14 protein-coding genes are annotated in these 18,467 nt (G+C 48.5%); all 14 read right to left on the bottom strand.

Annotated elements, in window-relative coordinates; translation table 11 throughout:
• Positions 1–3: 3 nt before the first annotated feature.
• The 14 genes from LCM29_RS02750 to LCM29_RS02685 all read right to left on the bottom strand — a co-directional run bounded on the left by LCM29_RS02750 (position 4) and on the right by LCM29_RS02685 (position 18,448).
• Positions 4–1,464, bottom strand: a complete 1,461-nt coding sequence (locus tag LCM29_RS02750) for a UDP-N-acetylmuramoyl-L-alanyl-D-glutamate--2,6-diaminopimelate ligase (protein WP_224860704.1) — start codon at positions 1,462–1,464, stop codon at positions 4–6.
• Positions 1,465–1,548: 84 nt separating this feature from the next.
• The gene (locus LCM29_RS02745) at positions 1,549–2,766 is read right to left on the bottom strand and encodes a M16 family metallopeptidase (RefSeq protein ID WP_224860702.1); all 1,218 of its coding nucleotides are present in this window, start codon (positions 2,764–2,766) and stop codon (positions 1,549–1,551) included.
• 51 nt (positions 2,767–2,817) lie between these two features.
• A complete protein-coding gene (gene pnp / locus LCM29_RS02740) occupies positions 2,818–5,034 on the bottom strand; it encodes a polyribonucleotide nucleotidyltransferase (protein WP_224860701.1) in 2,217 nt (738 codons plus the stop codon).
• A 130-nt stretch (positions 5,035–5,164) separates the two neighbouring features.
• Positions 5,165–5,434: a 30S ribosomal protein S15 gene (gene rpsO / locus LCM29_RS02735; protein WP_074034662.1), complete on the bottom strand. Its 270-nt coding sequence runs from the start codon at positions 5,432–5,434 to the stop codon at positions 5,165–5,167.
• Positions 5,435–5,558: 124 nt separating this feature from the next.
• Positions 5,559–6,485 carry a bifunctional riboflavin kinase/FAD synthetase gene (locus LCM29_RS02730; RefSeq protein ID WP_214745417.1) on the bottom strand — a complete coding sequence of 309 codons (927 nt, stop codon included), beginning with the start codon at positions 6,483–6,485 and terminating at the stop codon, positions 5,559–5,561.
• Positions 6,486–6,501: 16 nt separating this feature from the next.
• The gene (gene truB / locus LCM29_RS02725) at positions 6,502–7,416 is read right to left on the bottom strand and encodes a tRNA pseudouridine(55) synthase TruB (RefSeq protein WP_224860700.1); all 915 of its coding nucleotides are present in this window, start codon (positions 7,414–7,416) and stop codon (positions 6,502–6,504) included.
• 42 nt (positions 7,417–7,458) lie between these two features.
• On the bottom strand, positions 7,459–7,806 hold the full coding sequence (gene rbfA, locus LCM29_RS02720; protein WP_015881430.1) for a 30S ribosome-binding factor RbfA: 348 nt from the start codon (positions 7,804–7,806) through the stop codon (positions 7,459–7,461).
• Positions 7,807–7,824: 18 nt separating this feature from the next.
• On the bottom strand, positions 7,825–10,026 hold the full coding sequence (gene infB, locus LCM29_RS02715) for a translation initiation factor IF-2 (protein WP_224860699.1): 2,202 nt from the start codon (positions 10,024–10,026) through the stop codon (positions 7,825–7,827).
• 21 nt (positions 10,027–10,047) lie between these two features.
• Entirely contained in the window at positions 10,048–10,344 is a 297-nt protein-coding gene (locus LCM29_RS02710) for a YlxQ family RNA-binding protein (RefSeq protein WP_015881428.1), read from the bottom strand.
• Positions 10,341–10,616, bottom strand: a complete 276-nt coding sequence (rnpM, locus tag LCM29_RS02705; RefSeq protein WP_214875499.1) for an RNase P modulator RnpM — start codon at positions 10,614–10,616, stop codon at positions 10,341–10,343. The genes LCM29_RS02710 and rnpM overlap by 4 nt, the downstream gene beginning before the upstream one ends.
• Positions 10,613–11,776 (bottom strand): transcription termination factor NusA, encoded by a 1,164-nt coding sequence (gene nusA / locus LCM29_RS02700; RefSeq protein WP_214691843.1) that lies wholly within the window; start codon positions 11,774–11,776, stop codon positions 10,613–10,615. The genes rnpM and nusA overlap by 4 nt, the downstream gene beginning before the upstream one ends.
• Positions 11,777–11,790: 14 nt before the next feature.
• Positions 11,791–12,267, bottom strand: coding sequence for a ribosome maturation factor RimP (rimP, locus tag LCM29_RS02695; protein WP_193343250.1), 477 nt, complete (start codon positions 12,265–12,267; stop codon positions 11,791–11,793).
• Between the two features lie 113 nt (positions 12,268–12,380).
• Positions 12,381–16,655, bottom strand: coding sequence for a PolC-type DNA polymerase III (locus tag LCM29_RS02690; RefSeq protein WP_263600809.1), 4,275 nt, complete (start codon positions 16,653–16,655; stop codon positions 12,381–12,383).
• A 92-nt stretch (positions 16,656–16,747) separates the two neighbouring features.
• Positions 16,748–18,448, bottom strand: a complete 1,701-nt coding sequence (locus tag LCM29_RS02685; protein ID WP_224860697.1) for a proline--tRNA ligase — start codon at positions 18,446–18,448, stop codon at positions 16,748–16,750.
• Between the last annotated feature and the right edge of the window lie 19 nt (positions 18,449–18,467).

The raw sequence follows: 18,467 nt of genomic DNA, 5'->3' as shown, positions 1-18,467 counted from the left end.
AAATCATGCTTCCTCCGTATTCAAAATGGTCGATCGGACAATTGCCTCTTCGTCGAGTGGCAATTTCTCGTTACCGATAATTTGATATTTTTCGTGCCCTTTTCCTGCTAACACGATAATATTATCTGGTTTGGCTAAAGTTGCTGCGTATCGGACTGCTTCTTCCCGGTCACCGATCTCCACATAGTTGTCATGCGTCATTCCGGCCGCAATTCCTTTTGTAATCGATTCATATGCTTCGAAACGCGGGTCGTCCGTTGTAATGATGACTGTCCCAGCGTAAGTCGATGCCATCTCACCCATTGCCGGACGTTTTGTCACGTCACGGTTTCCGCCTGTACCGATTAAAAAAACAATCTTCTCTTTTGGTACACCGACGAGCGATTTCAAACATTGTTCGATGCCGTCGGGTGTATGGGCATAGTCTGCGTATACGTTATACCCAGGCACGTCTAGGCGCTGCATGCGTCCTTTGGCTGGATGAATCATTTCAAGTGCTTTAGCGATTTGCTCCAATGAGTATCCTGCTGCGAGGAGACAGCCTGTCGCCAGCAATAAATTATACACGTTGAAACGACCGATAAACTGTACGGTCACCGGTAGGCGTGTGCCTTGATAGTTCAACACAAAGCTCGTTTGAGACAACGTCTGTTCAATCTCTGACGCCATCAAATCGGCCGTTGTGTCGATTCCGTATGTCAACACTTTAGCACCTGTCATCGTCTCATAGAGAGCGCTCTGTGCATCATCCGCATTCAAGACGGCAACCTTCCCGCGTGATGCCATTTGACCGAGTTGAGCGAACAACAATCCCTTTGCGCGTGCATAGTTTTCGAACGTTCCATGGAAATCGAGATGATCGTGCGTCAAATTCGTGAATCCGACGATATCAAAATCCGTTCCGATGACACGACCGAGCTCAAGACCGTGTGAAGAGACTTCCATCATGACGTCCGTCACACCTTCATCACGCATTTGTGCCAGTAGTTGTTGCAGTTCTGAGCTTTGCGGTGTCGTATTCTTGCTCGGTACGACCTTGTCATTGATTCGTACCTCGACGGTGCCGATCAGGCCAGTCGAGTGTCCGAGGACGTCTAGGACATCCCGTAAAATCGTGGTCGTCGTCGTTTTACCATTCGTTCCAGTGATTCCAAACAGTCGCATCTGTTCAGAAGGATACGCATAAAACGCCGAAGCCAAAAGACCGATTGAACGAGAACTATCGCGCACAATCAAGTTTGGAACGGAAAGTTCGAGCGGTCGTTCACTGACAATCGCTACTGCCCCTCGTTCCACAGCTTGAGCCGCATATTCATGTCCATCGACCGTATAGCCTTTGATGGCGACAAACAACGTCCCCGGGACAACTTCCCGAGAATCGGTTGTCACGTGAGTCACCACGATGCCTTCAAGATTTGGTTGGTTAATGAGTTGTATCGTCTTCACTAAGTCCGTTAAGTTCAAGTCTTTCCCTTCTTTCACCTGTATCCTATCCAAACTAAAGAATACCTCTTAATCAGTGTAGAGAACTTACAATTCGGTTTCAAGTCACGCTTCGTTTGGGAGGACATATGACTTCGCTGGCTGATGTGTCAACACTTCACGAATCAACGCATTGACCTCATCACGCTTGATTTTCTCCACTTTTTGAATCACTTGTTCAATCGGCTCCACTTCATCAAGTAGTAACAAGTTCCGACCATTCCGATTCATCCGTGCGCTCGAGCTTTCATTCCCGAGAACGAGCGAACCTTTCAATTGGCGTTTCCCTTTATCGACTTCTTCATCCGTCAATCCTTCTTCGAACAAACGCTTCAATTCTCTTTCTAGAATGATTTCGACTTGATTCAACGTGTCTGGAGATGTTCCGACATAGATGGTAAACGTCCCATGATCGGCGAACGTCGTATAGTACGAGTAAATCGAGTAGGCCAATCCTTCTTCTTCACGAATCGATTGAAATAACCGTGAGGACATCGTTGCACCGATGGCGTTGTTCATCAGTGCCAAGTGCGGTAAACGATCATCCGTTGCCGAGATGGCTTCATAGTTCCAACAGAGATGTGCTTGCTCTGTCTCCTTACGTTTCGTCAACGTATCATGGAACAGTTCTGGTTGATTGAGTTCTTTCGACGATTCCCTAGAAGGGATGTTGGCAAACCTACGCTTCACTGCCTCCATCAACTCTTCAGAGACATGTCCTGCGATGGAGACGACGATTTCTTCTGCCACGTACCGTTCTTGTAAATAGTCGACGAGTTGGTCGCGTGTCAATCGATTGACGCTCTCCTCCGTTCCAAGGATCGGTTGTGCGAGAATATCGTCACGATATGCCGCAACTGCCAATAGCTCATGTACGAGATCTTCAGGTGTATCCTCATACATTTTGATTTCTTCCACGACGACACGTTTCTCTTTTTCAAGTTCTGTCTCATCGAGTACCGAATCAAACAACATGTCCGTCAAGACGTCGAGCGCCATGACCGCATGCTCGTCGAGCGTCTTCACGTAAAAACAAGTATGGTCTTTTGAGGTGAAGGCATTGACGCTTCCACCAAGCTCATCGAAAAAGGAAGCGATTTCTTTCGCGTTTTTCGTCGATGTTCCTTTAAATAACATATGTTCAATCAAATGACTGATTCCGATGTTTTCAAATGACTCTGTTCGTGTCCCAGCTTTAATAAAGACACCTGTTGACGTACTGCGAGAACCTTCAATCGGTTCGATGATGACGCGGATACCATTTTGTAGTGTCATCCATTCCATATTCTCACTCCTATGAAAAAGGCCATCGCACCAAGACGATGGCCAGAATAATTAATTTGTCGAGCGCGGTGGACGACGGTCCCCGTCACGACGTGGCGGACGGCCTTCACGAGGTGGACGGCTTTCACGTGCAGCCTTCCGTTTCGCTTCATACGCTTCACGCTCTTCAGGAGACAATCCTTCTAAGATGAGCGCTTTATGCGATGCGTTGACACGACCTTTATCATCGATTTCCGTGACTTTAACTTGAATCGTATCACCGAGCTTCACAACGTCTTCAACGTTTGCGACACGCTCGAGACTGAATTCTGAAACGTGTACGAGTGCATCTTTTCCTTTGAAGAGTTCGACGAACGCGCCGAACTTCTCGATGCGGCGTACCGTTGCATCAAATACTTCACCGACGACGACTTCGCGAACGATGTCCCCGATCATCTTCATGGCAAGATCAATGCCTTCTTGGTCTGTCGAGGCGATGAACACCGTACCATCTTGTTCGATGTCAATCTTGACGCCTGTTTGGTCGATGATGCTGTTGATCATCTTACCACCTGGTCCAATCACATCACGGATCTTATCCGGATTGATTGTCATCGTCACGATTTTCGGTGCATATTTCGACAATTGTGTACGTGGTGTGTCTAATGTTTCAAGCATATGGTCAAGGATGTGTAGACGACCGACACGTGCCTGCTCAAGCGCTTCTTCTAAGATTTCACGCGTGATTCCAGCAATCTTGATATCCATTTGAAGGGCAGTGATCCCATCTTTCGTTCCGGCAACTTTGAAGTCCATATCGCCGAGGTGGTCTTCGAGTCCTTGAATGTCTGTCAAGACCGTGTAGTGCTCCCCTTCCATGATGAGACCCATGGCAATCCCAGCGACCGGCGCTTTGATTGGTACACCTGCATCCATCAAGGCAAGTGTCGAGCCACAGATTGAAGCTTGTGAACTTGATCCGTTTGATTCAAGTACTTCCGAGACGAGACGAATCGTATAAGGGAAGTCTGCTTCTTTCGGAATGATTGGCAAGAGTGCGCGCTCACCGAGTGCCCCGTGACCAATCTCACGACGACCTGGTGCACGGACTGGACGTGCTTCACCGACCGAGAACGGCGGGAAGTTATAGTGGTGCATGAAGCGCTTGTTCTCTTCTAAGCCGATTCCGTCGATGATTTGCGCATCACCGATGACACCGAGTGTTGCGACCGACATGACTTGTGTTTGACCGCGTGTGAAGAGACCGACACCGTGTGCGCGTGGAAGCAATCCGACTTCTGATGCGAGCGGACGAATGACATCCGGGCGACGACCGTCTGGACGGACTTTGTCTACCGTGATCAAGCGACGGACTTCATCTTTGACGAATTTGTTCAAGATGCCTGAAACTTCTCCAAGTTTTGATGGCTCATCAGCAAGGCGCTCTTCATACATCGCCACGTATTTCGCAATCACTTCGTTGATGGCTTCGTCGCGAGCATGTTTCTCTTCCACTTGAACCGCTTCAACGATTTCAGGTCGAGCTGCTTCAAGTTCTGCTGTGAGTGCCTCATCGTATTTCGAGACCGTATATTCAAACTTCGGTTTGCCGACTGCATCAACAATCTCTTGTTGGAATGCAATCAAACGCTTGATCTCTTCATGCCCAAACAAGATCGACTCAAGCATGATATCTTCTGGTACTTCATTCGCGCCAGCTTCAACCATGTTGATGGCAGTCGATGTACCTGCGACTTGAAGCTCAAGATCCGTTTTCTCCATTTGAGCCGTCGTTGGGTTAACGACGAATTCGCCGTCAACACGTCCGACCGTCACACCTGCGATTGGACCATCAAACGGTACATCTGAAATCGAAAGTGCGATTGACGTTCCGAGCATTCCTGCCATTTCAGCCGAGCAGTCTGGATCGTTCGACATGACGTAAATCATGACTTGAATGTCATGACGGAATCCATCTGGGAAGAGTGGACGAATCGGACGGTCGATGAGACGTGATGTCAAAATCGCATTTTCCCCTGGACGTCCTTCACGGCGAAGGAATCCTCCTGGAATTTTACCTACCGAGTAAAGTTTTTCCTCATAGTTGACCGTCAATGGGAAAAAGTCTAAATCTTTTGGTGCTTTTGAAGCCGTTACTGTCGCAAGGACGACCGTGTCACCATAGCGAACGAGCGCCGATCCGTTTGCTTGCTTCGCAAGTTGACCGACCTCTACAGACAATGGGCGTCCGCCCCACTCTGTAGAGAATACTTGTTTCGTACCTAACATGTACATTCTCCTCTCAAACCTTATCTAGTTTATTATGTAACTCTATCTTACGAATGTCTAATCATTTTCCTCTTAACAAACAAGAAACGGACTAGGACGTTGTCCCAGCCCGTTAAACAGTCTCGATCGATTAACGACGGAGACCGAGGCGTTGAATCAATTCACGGTAGCGCGTAACGTCCTTGTTACGAAGGTACGTAAGCAAGTTACGACGACGTCCAACCATTTTCAAGAGACCGCGACGTGAGTGGTGGTCTTTCTTGTGTGTACGAAGGTGAGCGTTCAATGTGTTGATTTGTTCAGTCAACACTGCCACTTGTACTTCCGGTGAACCAGTGTCACCTTGTTTAGTCGCGTATTCCGCGATAATTTCGTTTTTACGTTCTTTTGAGAGTGCCATTGCCTCTCCACCTCCATTTAATTAAAAATTGCCGCGTTGCCGAGCCGGCGTTGGTGAATCGACCAGCCAAGCGAAACGGTGTACTTTGCGTACTTGACAAGGATAGCGTAACCGCAACCGAAAGTCAAGATAGGATTGAGCGTGCCGATACCTCATCCTGTTTCAGTTGAGCGACCAATGCATCTAATCCATCGAACGCTCGCTCGTTACGAATATACTGAACCCACTCGATCTCGATCACTTGCCCGTACAAATCCTCCGAAAAGTCAAAGAGATGACTTTCGACAGAGACCGCTCCCGTCTCATAGAACGTCGGGCGACGCCCAACATTGGTCATTGCCTCGAACGTCCGACCATCAGGGAGCGTGACACGTGTCGCATACACGCCGAGCCGTGGCATGACATATGAGGCGTCCATTAACACGTTTGCTGTCGGGAACCCGATTGTACGGCCTCTCGCGTCTCCGTGAATGACTTCACCGCAGATGACATATGGGGCACCAAGTAACTCTTGAGCTGCATCAACGTGGCCTTCAGCCAATAGCTTACGAATTCGCGTCGATGATACCTTCTCTCCATCTATCGTCTGTTCTGTAACAATGGACGTCGTGAACTGATCGCGAGAATGGTATGGGAGAGTCTCCATCGTCCCTTCACCGAACTTGCCGTACGAGTAATCAAATCCTGCCGTCACATGTACGGCTCCAGCAGCAATCAAATAATCATCGACAAACTGTTGAGGAGATAATCCAGCCAACTCTTTTGTGAACGTCAAGACGAGACATCGCTCGACCCCGAGCGCTTCGATTCGTTTTAATTTCCGGGATAGCGGTGTAATATAACGGACCGCGTCGGGTTTGTTTGAGAGCACTTGTTTCGGGTGTGGGTCGAACGTGACGACCGTCACCGGAAGGTTATGCTCCGCCGCGACACGCTTCGCATGATTGATCACGGCTTGATGTCCTTTATGAACACCGTCAAAAAAACCGAGTACCATGACCGATGGATACAGGTCAGGCGTTTCTGGATAGGTGAGATGTCTTGTTTCCATACTGTCAATTTCCCCCTTAGTCGATGGCCAGCATGACCTCGACTGTAGCGTCTGTCGTTCCATCTTGTCTTCGATATAAAGCAAGAGGGATTCCTTCTTCATTATAGACAGTAAATAAATCAAATTCGAGCGAAACGCCGTTCAGCTTGCCACCATTCCGAATATACCGCTCCCGATTCTTTGGAATCGTGATGGCTGGCCAACGTTTGATGACCTCTTCGAGTGGGATGACATGCGCCATTCGTTCTTCGACCGTCTCTAATGCCTGTAGCTGTTCGAGGGATATAGCGTTCGCTTCTTCGAAAGAGCCGGAGCTCGTGCGTCTCAGTTCGCTCATATGGGCAGGGTAACCGATCTTCTCACCGATTTGTACAGCGAGTGTACGAATGTACGTCCCTTTTCCGCAATCGATTTCCATTTGGAAACGACATACTCCTTCTTCAAACGTTAACTCACTCGTCCGCTCCAGACGGTGAATCTCGACCATCCGACGGGGGCGTTCCACGGTTTGGCCTTTGCGGGCGTACTCATACAGTTTCTTCCCATTGACCTTGACCGCTGAATAATAAGGTGGAATCTGTTCAATCGTTCCGACCAGTTGCCGCATCGCTTGATCAATCTGTGACTCGTCCAACTCATTCCGTTTGACTGTCTTCTGTTCTACGACCTCGCCGTGAGCGTCCTCGGTCAAAGTGGCCGTCCCGATTGTCACCTCGGCCACGTAACGCTTGCCCTCATCCGTGATAAAACGAGATAACTTCGTGGCACGTCCTAAACAGATTGGTAATACGCCTGTCACTTCCGGGTCAAGCGTGCCCGTATGACCTACTTTTTTCGTTTGAAACAACTTTCGTAACTTGAACACGCAGTCATGACTCGTCATGCCTCGGTCCTTATCGAGTACAAGCACTCCGTTCGGTTCCAACTTCATCCCTCCATACAAAAAAGGGAGAACGATGTCTCCCCTTTCAAATTATTGGTCTTTGTTCAAATCACGAATCAATGAATCGATATGGCTACCATATGCGACCGAAGAATCGTATTCAAACGAGATTTCTGGTGTTTTACGAAGACGGATGCGGTTCCCGATTTCGCGACGGATAAATCCTTTCGCTTTGTCGAGACCTGCTTGCGTTTCTGCTTTCACATCTTCCTCATCACCGAGCACCGTATAGTAGACCGTTGCTTGTTGTAAGTCCCCTGTCACATCAACGCTCGTAATTGTAGCGTTCTTTGTACGTGGGTCACTCACTTCCCGTAACAAGACATCTGTAATCTCTTTACGCATTTGCTCGGCAACACGTTGGGCACGAATTTTCATACGTGATCCCTCCTCACATTATTTACGTTCGACTTCTTTCATGACGAACGCTTCAATAACATCTTCTACTTTGATGTCATCAAATTTCTCTACTTTAATCCCACACTCATAACCAGTCGCAACTTCTTTTACGTCATCTTTGAAGCGGCGAAGCGTATCGAGCTTGCCTTCATATACGACGATTCCGTTACGAATGACACGGACACCAGCGTCGCGTGTGATTTTACCTTCAGTCACATAACAACCTGCAATCGTACCGACTTTCGATACTTTGAAGACGTCACGGACTTCGACTTGACCAGTGATTTCTTCGACGAACTCAGGGTCAAGCATCCCTTTCATCGCGCTCTCGATTTCTTCGATCGCGTTGTAGATGATGCGGTGGAGACGCATTTCAACATTTTCCTGTTCAGCCATCGAACGAGCGTTACCGTCAGGACGTACGTTGAAACCGATGATGACGGCGTTCGCAGCTGATGCGAGAATGACGTCACCTTCTGTGATGGCACCGACACCTTGGTGAACGATGTTAACTTTGACGCCTTCGACATCAATCTTGCGGAGTGAACCAGCCAATGCTTCAGCTGAACCTTGTACGTCTGCTTTAATGATGACGTTCAAGTCTTTCACTTCACCTTCTTGAATACGGCTGAACAAATCGTCAAGGCTGACTTTCGCTGATTCACGGCGTTGTGACTCGAGGTAACGTTGGTAACGTTTTTCCCCGATTGCACGTGCTTTCTTCTCATCTTCAAACACGATGAACTGATCACCGGCTTGTGGAACATCGTTCAAACCTGTGATTTCAATCGGTGTAGATGGACCGACTTGTTTCACACGACGACCGATGTCGTTGACCATTGCACGGACGCGACCGAACGTGCTACCGACAACGATTGGGTCACCGATACGAAGCGTACCGTGTTGAACGAGAAGCGTTGCAACAGGTCCACGACCTTTGTCGAGTTTTGCTTCGATGACTGATCCACGAGCTGGCATGTCTGGCGTCGACTTGTATTCTTCGACTTCAGATACGAGAAGAATCATCTCGAGCAACTCATCGATTCCTTCACCTTTAATCGCAGAGATCGGAACGAAAATCGTTTCGCCGCCCCACTCTTCCGGAATGAGACCGAACTCAGTCAACTCTTGTTTGACACGGTCAGGGTTTGCCCCTTCTTTGTCCATTTTGTTGACCGCAACGATGATTGGAACGTTCGCTGCTTTCGCGTGCGAGATCGCTTCCTCTGTTTGTGGCATGACGCCATCGTCAGCCGCAACGACGATAATGGCGATATCTGTCACTTCCGCACCACGTGCACGCATCGTTGTGAACGCCGCGTGACCTGGCGTATCGAGGAATGTGATTTTCTTGTCGTTTACAGACACTTGGTACGCACCGATATGCTGCGTGATTCCACCCGCTTCTCCTGCAACGACTTTCGTGTTACGAATCGAGTCAAGAAGTGTCGTTTTACCGTGGTCAACGTGACCCATGATTGTCACGACCGCTGGGCGCTCTTCAAGGTCATATTGTGAGAAGTCAATCTCAACTGTTTCGAAGTCTGTCTCATCGACGACGACTTCTTTTTCTACTTCAAAACCAAACTCTGAAGCGAGCAACTCGATTGTTTCGTCATCGAGTGTCTGGTTGATTGTCGCCATCACACCAAGACCCATCAACTTCATAATGATTTCGTTTGGTTTTTTGTTCATTTTCTCTGCGAGGTCAGAGACACTGAGCACATCCTCATACTTGATGACGTTCCCCATCTCTGCTTCTTGAGCGAGACGAGCCGCTTTACGCTGACTTGTCTTCGAATTTGGATCGGCTTCTTGTGGCACGGCCGCTTTTACCGGCTTGCCTTTACCTTTCCCTTTTCCACGTTTTTTATTGCGTGGATCGTTGTTACGGTTGTCGTTACGATTTTGACCACCGCGGTTGTTTTGACCGCCACGGTTTTGTTGCGTTGCTTGCGGACGTGACTGTTCTTTTTTCTCTTGTTTCGGCTCGTTCGAAGTTGAAGTCGCTTTCGCTTCAACTTGCTTCTCAGCACGATATTTTTCTGGATTGAACACACGGTCCAACTGTTTGACTGTCTCATCATCGAGGACGGCCATGTGGTTTTTCACCGGTTTGTTCAATTTTTCTAATTGAGTAATGACTTGCTTACTCGTTACATTCTGTTCTTTTGCAAATTCATAGACGCGTTTTCCCAAAGCATCCACCTCCGTTAATAGTTAAGAGAGAAGTTGCTTAAGCTTGTTCGCAAATCCGGATTCTGTCACCGATACGACGACACGCATATCTTTACCGAGTGCAGCACCGATTGTATAGCGATCGCTCACTTCAATCAGCGGCACTTGATAAGATGCACATTTGTCGGTGACTCGTTTTTTCGTCGAGGCACCTGCATCTCCGGCTAGAATGACGAGCTTGGCACGACCCGCTCGCACATCCTTTAATACAAACTCTTCTCCCATCGTTACTTTCCTTGCTCGAGCGGCAAGGCCTAACAATGATTCCCACTGACTCATGATTCGTCACCTGCGGCAGCTTTCAACTGCTCATACAAGTCATCGCTCGTTTTCACTTTCAAATGATGGTCGAGCGTTCGTTTTTTCTCTGCTTGACGAACAACATCGATATCTTTTGATAAGTAGGCACCGCGACCGTTCACTTTACCCGTCTGATCGATGACCACGTCACCTTCAGGCGTTCGAACGACACGAATCAATTCTTTCTTCGGGAGCATTTCTTGTGTGACCACACACTTACGCAAAGGAAGTTTCTTTTGCTTCATGGTCATTCCTCTTCTTTCACCACAGCTGTTTCAACTGAAGCATCTGATAAGTCTTGTTCAACTTCATTTTGAACAATTTCTGGTTCTGATTCAACTTTTTCAGCGAACGTATCGAACAAATCGAGTGCTTCCGCATCTGTCTCGCTCTTAATGTCGATTTTCCAACCAGTCAATTTTGCTGCGAGACGAGCGTTTTGACCACGTTTTCCAATCGCGAGTGACAGTTGGTAGTCCGGTACGACGACTGTCGTCGACTTCGCAGGCTCATTGACATAGACGGCAACGACTTGCGCCGGGCTGAGTGCGTTTCGAACGAATTCTTTCGGATCTTCAGACCAACGAACGATATCAATCTTTTCGCCGTTCAACTCGTCGACGATCGTTTGGACACGTTGCCCTTTCGGTCCGACACATGCGCCGACCGGGTCAACGATATCCGAGTGCACAGCAATTTTCGAACGGTCACCTGCTTCACGCGATACAGACATGACATCGACTGTTCCGTTTGAAATCTCAGGCACTTCGAGTTCGAACAAACGGCGCAAAAGTCCCGGATGCGTACGCGACACTTGAATCGCAGCACCTGAACCTTTTGTCGTCGAATCAACTTTTGTCACGTATACCTTGATACGGTCATGAATCTGATACGACTCGTTCGGCATTTGTTCGTTCGGAGTAAGGACTGCTTCGATGTTGTTCTCAAGACCGATATACAAGTTGCGTGGATCAAAACGCTCCACAATCCCTGTCATGATTTCGTCTTCTTTATCTGCGAAGTGGTTGTAGATGCGTTCACGCTCCGCTTCACGCATCTTCTGTGTCACGACTTGTTTCGCCGTCATCGCTGCAACACGTCCGAAATCACTTGGTGTGACTTCTTCTTTATGGAAATCACCGAGCTCATAGTTCGGGTCGATTTCATGTGCTTCCTCAAGCGAGAGCTGTTGGTCTGGTTGTGTGAGACGTTCTACGACTTCTAAAAGTGCGTAGACACGAATGTCTCCCGTCACTTGGTCGAATTCGACTTTCACATGCTCGTTCGGGTTCGCGACGTTTCGGCGATATGCAGAAATGAGCGCTTGTTCGAGAGCGTCGATAATAATATTTTTGTCAATTCCTTTTTCTTTGGCAATCTGATCGATTGTAGTGAGTAATTGTGGACCCATCTTCTTCCCTCTCCTTAACTAAACGTGACCGCTAAGCGGGCTTGTGCAATTTTGTCTACCGGTAGCGATACCGCTTTTTTTCTCGTCTTGATGCGTGTCTCGATCACGACCGTTTCCCCATCATATGCCGTCAAAATTCCTTCAAACTCCTTGGCACCATCGATCGGAGCGAACGTTTTCATGTAGACGTTTTTGCCTACAGCACGTTCGAAATCACTCGGCTTTTTCAGCGGACGCTCCGCACCAGGACTCGAGACATCAAGATAATAAGCCTGTTCAATCGGATCGGTTTCGTTCAGTTTTTCCGAGAGTTGTTCATTGATATTGACGCAATCGTCTAAATCGACGCCCCCTGGTTTATCGATATAAACGCGCAAGAACCAGTCTGGACCTTCTTTTACGAATTCCACATCGACCAATTCCATGTTTTCTCGTTCGACGATTGGCAACGCAATCGATTCAACGACTTCTGTTATTTTGGACACTCTCATCCCTCCTTCTGGCTTTTACATACAAGAAAGGAGTAGGGTTCCCTACTCCTTTCCGTCGTAGTATCCAACTTTGTTCGATACCAATATATCATATTTTCCCGACAAATCGCAACTTACACCCCAAAATCAAAGAATGAGAGTTGGTTCTCATCAGGCAAGCCTTCAAGACATTTCATCGTATCAAGTGTCTCGATGACCGTTTTCGATAACTTCGCTCGTTTGCGTAAATCTTCTTTCGAAAGGAACTGTCCTTCCTCCCTCGCTTCGACAATCGCTTTTGCCGCATTCGTTCCGAGCCCATCGACCGCATTGAACGGAGGAATCAACGTATTGTCCTCAATCAAGAACTCTGTCGCGCTTGAACGATACAAGTCGATGTTTTGGAACTTCATGCCCCGCTCAAGCATCTCAAGGGCAAGTTCGAGGACCGTATGCAGTCCTTTATCTTTCGCTGTCGCGTCGAAACCTTTTTCCCGAATATCCGACATCGCTTTACGGACGGCTTGAGGACCTTTGATCATTGCAGATAAGTCAAAGTCTCCGGCGCGCACGGTGAAGTAGGTCGCATAGTACAGGATAGGATGATGCACTTTGAAATACGCGATACGAACGGCCATCAAGACGTATGCCGTCGCGTGCGCTTTCGGGAACATGTATTTGATCTTCTTACAAGAAGAGATATACCATTCCGGCACGTCGTTCTCTCGCATCTCTGACTCCATCTCGTCTGTGAGACCTTTTCCTTTACGGACGGACTCCATGATTTTGAAGGCGAACGATGGTTCGAGCCCTGCGTAAATCAAGTAGACCATGATGTCATCACGACAACCGATAACGTCTTTCAGTTCACACGTCCCGTTATAAATCAGTTCGTTCGCGTTCCCAAGCCACACATCCGTCCCGTGAGACAGACCTGAAATCTGAACGAGCTCCGAGAACGTGGACGGTTTCGTCTCTTCAAGCATCTGACGGACGAACTTCGTCCCAAACTCAGGAATCCCGAGTGTGCCGGTTTTCGACTCGATCTGTTCCGGTGTCACTCCGAGCACTTCTGGCGAGGAGAAAATTTTCATGACGGTCGGATCGTCTGTCGGAATCGTTTTCGGATCGATCCCGGATAAGTCTTGAAGCATCCGAATGACGGTCGGGTCATCGTGCCCGAGAATATCGAGCTTCAATAAGTTGTCATGGATGGAATGGAAGTCGAAGTGTGTCGTCTTCCATTCAGACGAGTTGTCATCCGCCGGATATTGAATCGGTGAGATGTCCGCGATGTCCATATAGTCAGGGACAACGATGATTCCACCCGGGTGCTGCCCCGTCGTCCGTTTCACGCCGGTGACCCCGGAGACGAGACGATCGACCTCAGCGTTTCGATAAATCTTGTCGTTCTCGGTCGCATATCCTTTCACGTACCCATATGCCGTCTTATCCGCAATCGTTCCGATCGTGCCGGCACGATATACATATTCTTCTCCGAACAACACCTTTGTATAGGCGTGGGCATGCGGTTGATATTCACCCGAGAAGTTCAAATCGATATCTGGCACTTTGTCCCCTTTGAATCCGAGGAACGTTTCGAACGGAATATCATGTCCATCTTTTGTATACCACGTGCCACATTCCGGACACTCTTTGTCCGGTAAGTCATATCCCGAACCGACCGATCCGTCGTTGAAGAAGTGCGAATGTTGACAGTTTGGACATACGTAGTGCGGCGGTAACGGGTTGACTTCGGTTATCTCTGTCATCGTTGCGACGAGACTCGATCCGACCGACCCACGCGACCCGACCAAGTACCCATCGTCTAGAGATTTCTTAACAAGTTTATGTGAGATCAAGTAAATGACCGCGAATCCATGACCGATGATTGACTTCAATTCTTTTTCTAGTCGCGCCTCCACAATCTCAGGAAGCTCGTCCCCATAAATCGAACGGGCCATGTCGTAGCTCATATTCCGAACCTCGTCATCCGCGCCTTCAATTTTCGGCGTATATAAGTCATCCGGAATGATTTGGATCGATTCGATTTGATCGGCGATCGCATTCGGGTTCGTGATGACAATTTCACGTGCCAAGTCGTCACCTAGAAACTTGAATTCTTCCATCATTTCCTTCGTCGTCCGGAAGTGGGCATGTGGCAACTCTTTACGTGTATTGATGAAGTTCGCCCCACCTTGGGTACGAATCAAGATCTCACGATACGAACGGTCGGACCGATCTAAATAGTGCACATTCCCTGTCGCACATACCGGCAACTCGGCTTTCTCCGCGACACGGATGATTCGTTTGATGATTTCACGGAGCTCCATCTCATTCGCGACAATCTCTTTATCGATCAAATGGTGATAGAGCGCCGGCGGGTGAATCTCGATAAAGTCATAAAACGACATCATCTTCTCGAGCTCATCATCCGACTTGTTCAAAGCAGCGTCAAAAATCTCACCATTGTCACAAGCCGAACCAATCAATAACCCTTCACGACGTTTCACGAGCTCTGAACGTGGCATCCGTGCCATCCGATATAAATAATCGATATGAGAGAGTGAAATGAGTTCATATAAATGACGAAGTCCTGGCTTTTTATTTTTCGCATAAATCGTCGCATGGAACGGACGAATCTTCGACACGTCACTCCCGACTTTGGCGTTCAACGAGCGATGCGTCGTCATCTCAAACATCTGTTTGGCAAGGTCGAGAAGTTTCATCAACAAATACGCTGTCGCTTCCGCGTCATAAATCGCACGGTGATGCTGAGTCAATTCGATATCGAATCGCTTCGCAAGCGTGTTCAGTCGGTGATTCTTCAAGGTCGGCATCAACGTACGAGCCAGCTCGAGTGTATCGATGACCGGGTAATCATCCGGTTCATGACCTCCGCTCCGAAGTGTCGCCTCGAGGAAGCCCATGTCGAACGATGCGTTATGGGCGACGAGGATACTGTCACCACACCATTCGACGAACTGTTTCGTGATGACTTCTGGGTCAGGTTGTCCTTGAACCATGTCATCCGTGATTCCCGTCAACTCGATCGTCGTCGCCGACAACGCATGTTTTGGGTCAGCGAACGCCTCAAAGCGGTCGATGATCTCCCCATCCTTGATTTTGACACCAGCGAGCTCGATGATTTTATTGTAGACGGCAGAAAGTCCCGTCGTCTCGACGTCAAAGACGACGTATGTTGCATCATCTAATGACACATCACTTGGATGATATGCGACCGGAACGCCATCATTGACGACGTTCGCCTCGACCCCATACAACACTTTGATGTCATTTTTCTTCCCGGCATAATACGCTTCCGGGAACGCTTGGACACCAGCATGATCGGTAATCGCAATCGCACGATGTCCCCACTTAGCAGCACGCGCAACGAGAGCGGACACGTTCGTGACTGCGTCCATTTGACTCATCTGTGTATGCGCGTGGAGTTCGACCCGCTTCTCACCTTCCCATTCATCTCGGGGTGGCTCGACTTTCACTTCTTGGAGTTGCGACGCCATCATGCATAATTCACGCATGAACGAATCATCCTCGACTCGTCCTGCCGTTTGAATCCACATGCCCTTTTTGACGGCACTGAGCATCCGATCGTCATCGTCATCGCGCGCAAACACTTTCACGATGAGCGAATCCGTATAATCCGTCATTTTGAAAGTGAATAGCTTTTTCCCACTCTTCAGCTCTTTTCGCTCCGCGGAGAAGACGAGACCACGAATGGCGACGCGGCGCTCTTCTTCGATAATCGTCTTGATTGGGACAATCTCATCTTTGATGAGCGCACCCATCCGAATCTCTGTGATGGGCTCGTCATTCGTTTCTGTCGCTTTAGCGAATTGTGCCGCAAGTGCCATTTTCGCTTGCTCGATATCTTCTTGTACCACTTGTTCACGTAAAGCCTGACTGGCTTCGGCGTCTTCAGAAAAGTGTGCCTGACACGGTTTTTTCGTGAACCCATAAGCGCTATAGAGCGCTTGGACTTCTTGACAGAGCTCTTTGTCCACATAGCTCGCCTCAGGTCCGGACCGTACCGGGATCAACAATTTATTCTGTTCAAATCGCGGTGAGACCGATCCGAAATAGCTTCGCATCGCTCCGGACACTTGACTCAATTCACTGACGATTCGTGGCCAGTAATCGATATAGTCCTGCTCGCTCCCACCTTTTGCCGTCGAGAACCGCGCATACACTTCGTCAGCGAACGTCGCGTACCGATTTTCTAACCGACTCATGAACAATTGATGGACGTCGTACGGTAAGACTGTCGGAAATGTAAAATAAAATGTCCACGTACGTCGTGTTTTATTGACGACGAGTCGTGAGAGTTCCGCTTCGTCGAACAGGTCTGTCTCAGTCGTGATCCCAAGATCACTTAATAATAGTTGCATCTTTTGATTTGCTTCCACGGGTCCGTCTTTCCCCCTTTATGCCAATTCGACAAATGAAGGTGACCGCTTACGCTGTCACCTTCATCCATTAATTAATGAACTTCGCTAAATTTTGAAGTGATGACTTGTTTCAATTCGTCGATTGAAGTTTCAATCACTTCGCCTGTGGCACGTACTTTTACTTCAACGATTCCTTCACCGGCTTTTTTCCCGACGTTGACGCGAATCGGAAGACCAATCAAGTCTGCATCTGCAAATTTGACGCCCGCTCGTTCTTTTCGATCATCGAACAAGACATCGTACGTTTGGCCGAGCTCTTCATAAAGACGATTTGCAAGATCCACTTGCGCCTCATCTTTCGTGTTGATCGCAATCAAATGAAGATCGAACGGCGCCACGTTTCGTGGCCAGATGATTCCACGATCGTCATGATGTTGTTCGACGATGGCAGAGAGTGTCCGTGACACACCGATTCCATAGCAACCCATGATGAGTGGTTCAGCACGACCTTCTTCGTTTAAGAATGTCGCTCCCATCGCTTCCGAATAACGTGTCCCGAGTTTGAAGACTTGTCCGACTTCAATTCCGCGAGCGAAACGAACAGGACCCGACTCGTCAGGTGCTAAATCGCCTTCGACAACGAAACGTAAATCATGATAAGTCAATTCTGCTAAGTCACGCTCGGCATTCACGCCTGTGTAGTGCGTGTTTGCTTCGTTCGCTCCACAAACAGCGTCCACGAGATACTTGACCGCATAGTCGGCAACGACTTTAACTGGCGCATGGATTGGTCCGAGCGTACCTGGTGCACACTTGAACAACTCGACGATTTTCGCTTCATCTTCGAGTTGAATATCGAGTCCACCGAGTGCGTTCTTCACTTTGACCTCGTTCGCTTCGTGGTCGCCACGGACGATTGCCATCACCGTCTCTCCATCCACATTGAATAGTACAGATTTGATGGTCGTCTTTGGATCGACGTTCAAGAATTTCGCTACATCTTCAATCGTGCGATTTTCTTCCGTGTCCACTTTTTCGAGTGGACGTACGGCAGCTTGTTGCATCTCATAACGGTCGAGTGTTTCTGCCATTTCAATGTTCGCCGCATAGTTCGATGAATCGGTATAAACGATCGTGTCTTCACCGATATCAGCGAGCGCTTGGAATTCGTGCGTATCTTTCCCGCCGATTGCTCCAGAGTCTGCGACGACCGGACGATACTTAAGACCTGTGCGGTCAAAGATGCGTGAGTACGCGTTATACATGTTTGTATATTCTTCGTCTAAGTCTTCTTGTGTCGCATGGAATGAATATGCATCCTTCATCAAGAACTCACGCCCGCGAAGCAATCCAAAGCGCGGACGACGCTCGTCGCGATACTTCGTTTGAATCTGATACAAGTTCATCGGAAGTTTTTTATACGAGTTGAGCTCGTCTCGGACGATTGACGTGATCAATTCTTCGTGTGTCGCACCGAGTGCGAAGCGACGGTCATGACGGTCAGTCAAGCGCATCAACTCCGGACCATAAATGCCCCATCGTCCCGTCTCTTCCCAAAGTTCTGCCGGTTGGATAGCAGGCATCAATAACTCTTGTGCACCCGCACGATTCATCTCTTCACGGATGATTGTTTGGATGTTGTGTAACACTTTATGTCCGAGTGGAAGATAAGAATAGATTCCTGCCGCATTTTGACGGATGAATCCTCCACGGACGAGAAGTTGGTGGCTGACCGCTTCCGCGTCAGCCGGTACTTCTCTCAATGTAGGCATGAGCAATCTAGATTGTTTCATACAGTTCAACGTTTCCCTT

Source organism: Exiguobacterium aestuarii, assembly GCF_020171655.1.
Classification (GTDB): domain Bacteria; phylum Bacillota; class Bacilli; order Exiguobacteriales; family Exiguobacteriaceae; genus Exiguobacterium; species Exiguobacterium aestuarii_A.
The sequence above is the reverse complement of the archived record's forward strand: the minus strand, read 5'-3'. Positions and strand labels throughout refer to the sequence as shown.

Coding starts and splice junctions, on each gene's coding strand:
- LCM29_RS02685 (WP_224860697.1), bottom strand. CDS start 18,448: ATGAAACAATCTAGATTGCTCATGCCTACATTGAGAGAAGTACCGGCT.
- LCM29_RS02730 (WP_214745417.1), bottom strand. CDS start 6,485: ATGGAAACAAGACATCTCACCTATCCAGAAACGCCTGACCTGTATCCA.
- rnpM (WP_214875499.1), bottom strand. CDS start 10,616: ATGACCATGAAGCAAAAGAAACTTCCTTTGCGTAAGTGTGTGGTCACA.
- LCM29_RS02745 (WP_224860702.1), bottom strand. CDS start 2,766: ATGGAATGGATGACACTACAAAATGGTATCCGCGTCATCATCGAACCG.
- LCM29_RS02710 (WP_015881428.1), bottom strand. CDS start 10,344: ATGAGTCAGTGGGAATCATTGTTAGGCCTTGCCGCTCGAGCAAGGAAA.
- rbfA (WP_015881430.1), bottom strand. CDS start 7,806: ATGAAAATTCGTGCCCAACGTGTTGCCGAGCAAATGCGTAAAGAGATT.
- LCM29_RS02690 (WP_263600809.1), bottom strand. CDS start 16,655: ATGCAACTATTATTAAGTGATCTTGGGATCACGACTGAGACAGACCTG.
- pnp (WP_224860701.1), bottom strand. CDS start 5,034: ATGTTAGGTACGAAACAAGTATTCTCTACAGAGTGGGGCGGACGCCCA.
- rpsO (WP_074034662.1), bottom strand. CDS start 5,434: ATGGCACTCTCAAAAGAACGTAAAAACGAAATTATCGCGGAATACGCG.
- nusA (WP_214691843.1), bottom strand. CDS start 11,776: ATGGGTCCACAATTACTCACTACAATCGATCAGATTGCCAAAGAAAAA.
- rimP (WP_193343250.1), bottom strand. CDS start 12,267: ATGAGAGTGTCCAAAATAACAGAAGTCGTTGAATCGATTGCGTTGCCA.
- truB (WP_224860700.1), bottom strand. CDS start 7,416: ATGAAGTTGGAACCGAACGGAGTGCTTGTACTCGATAAGGACCGAGGC.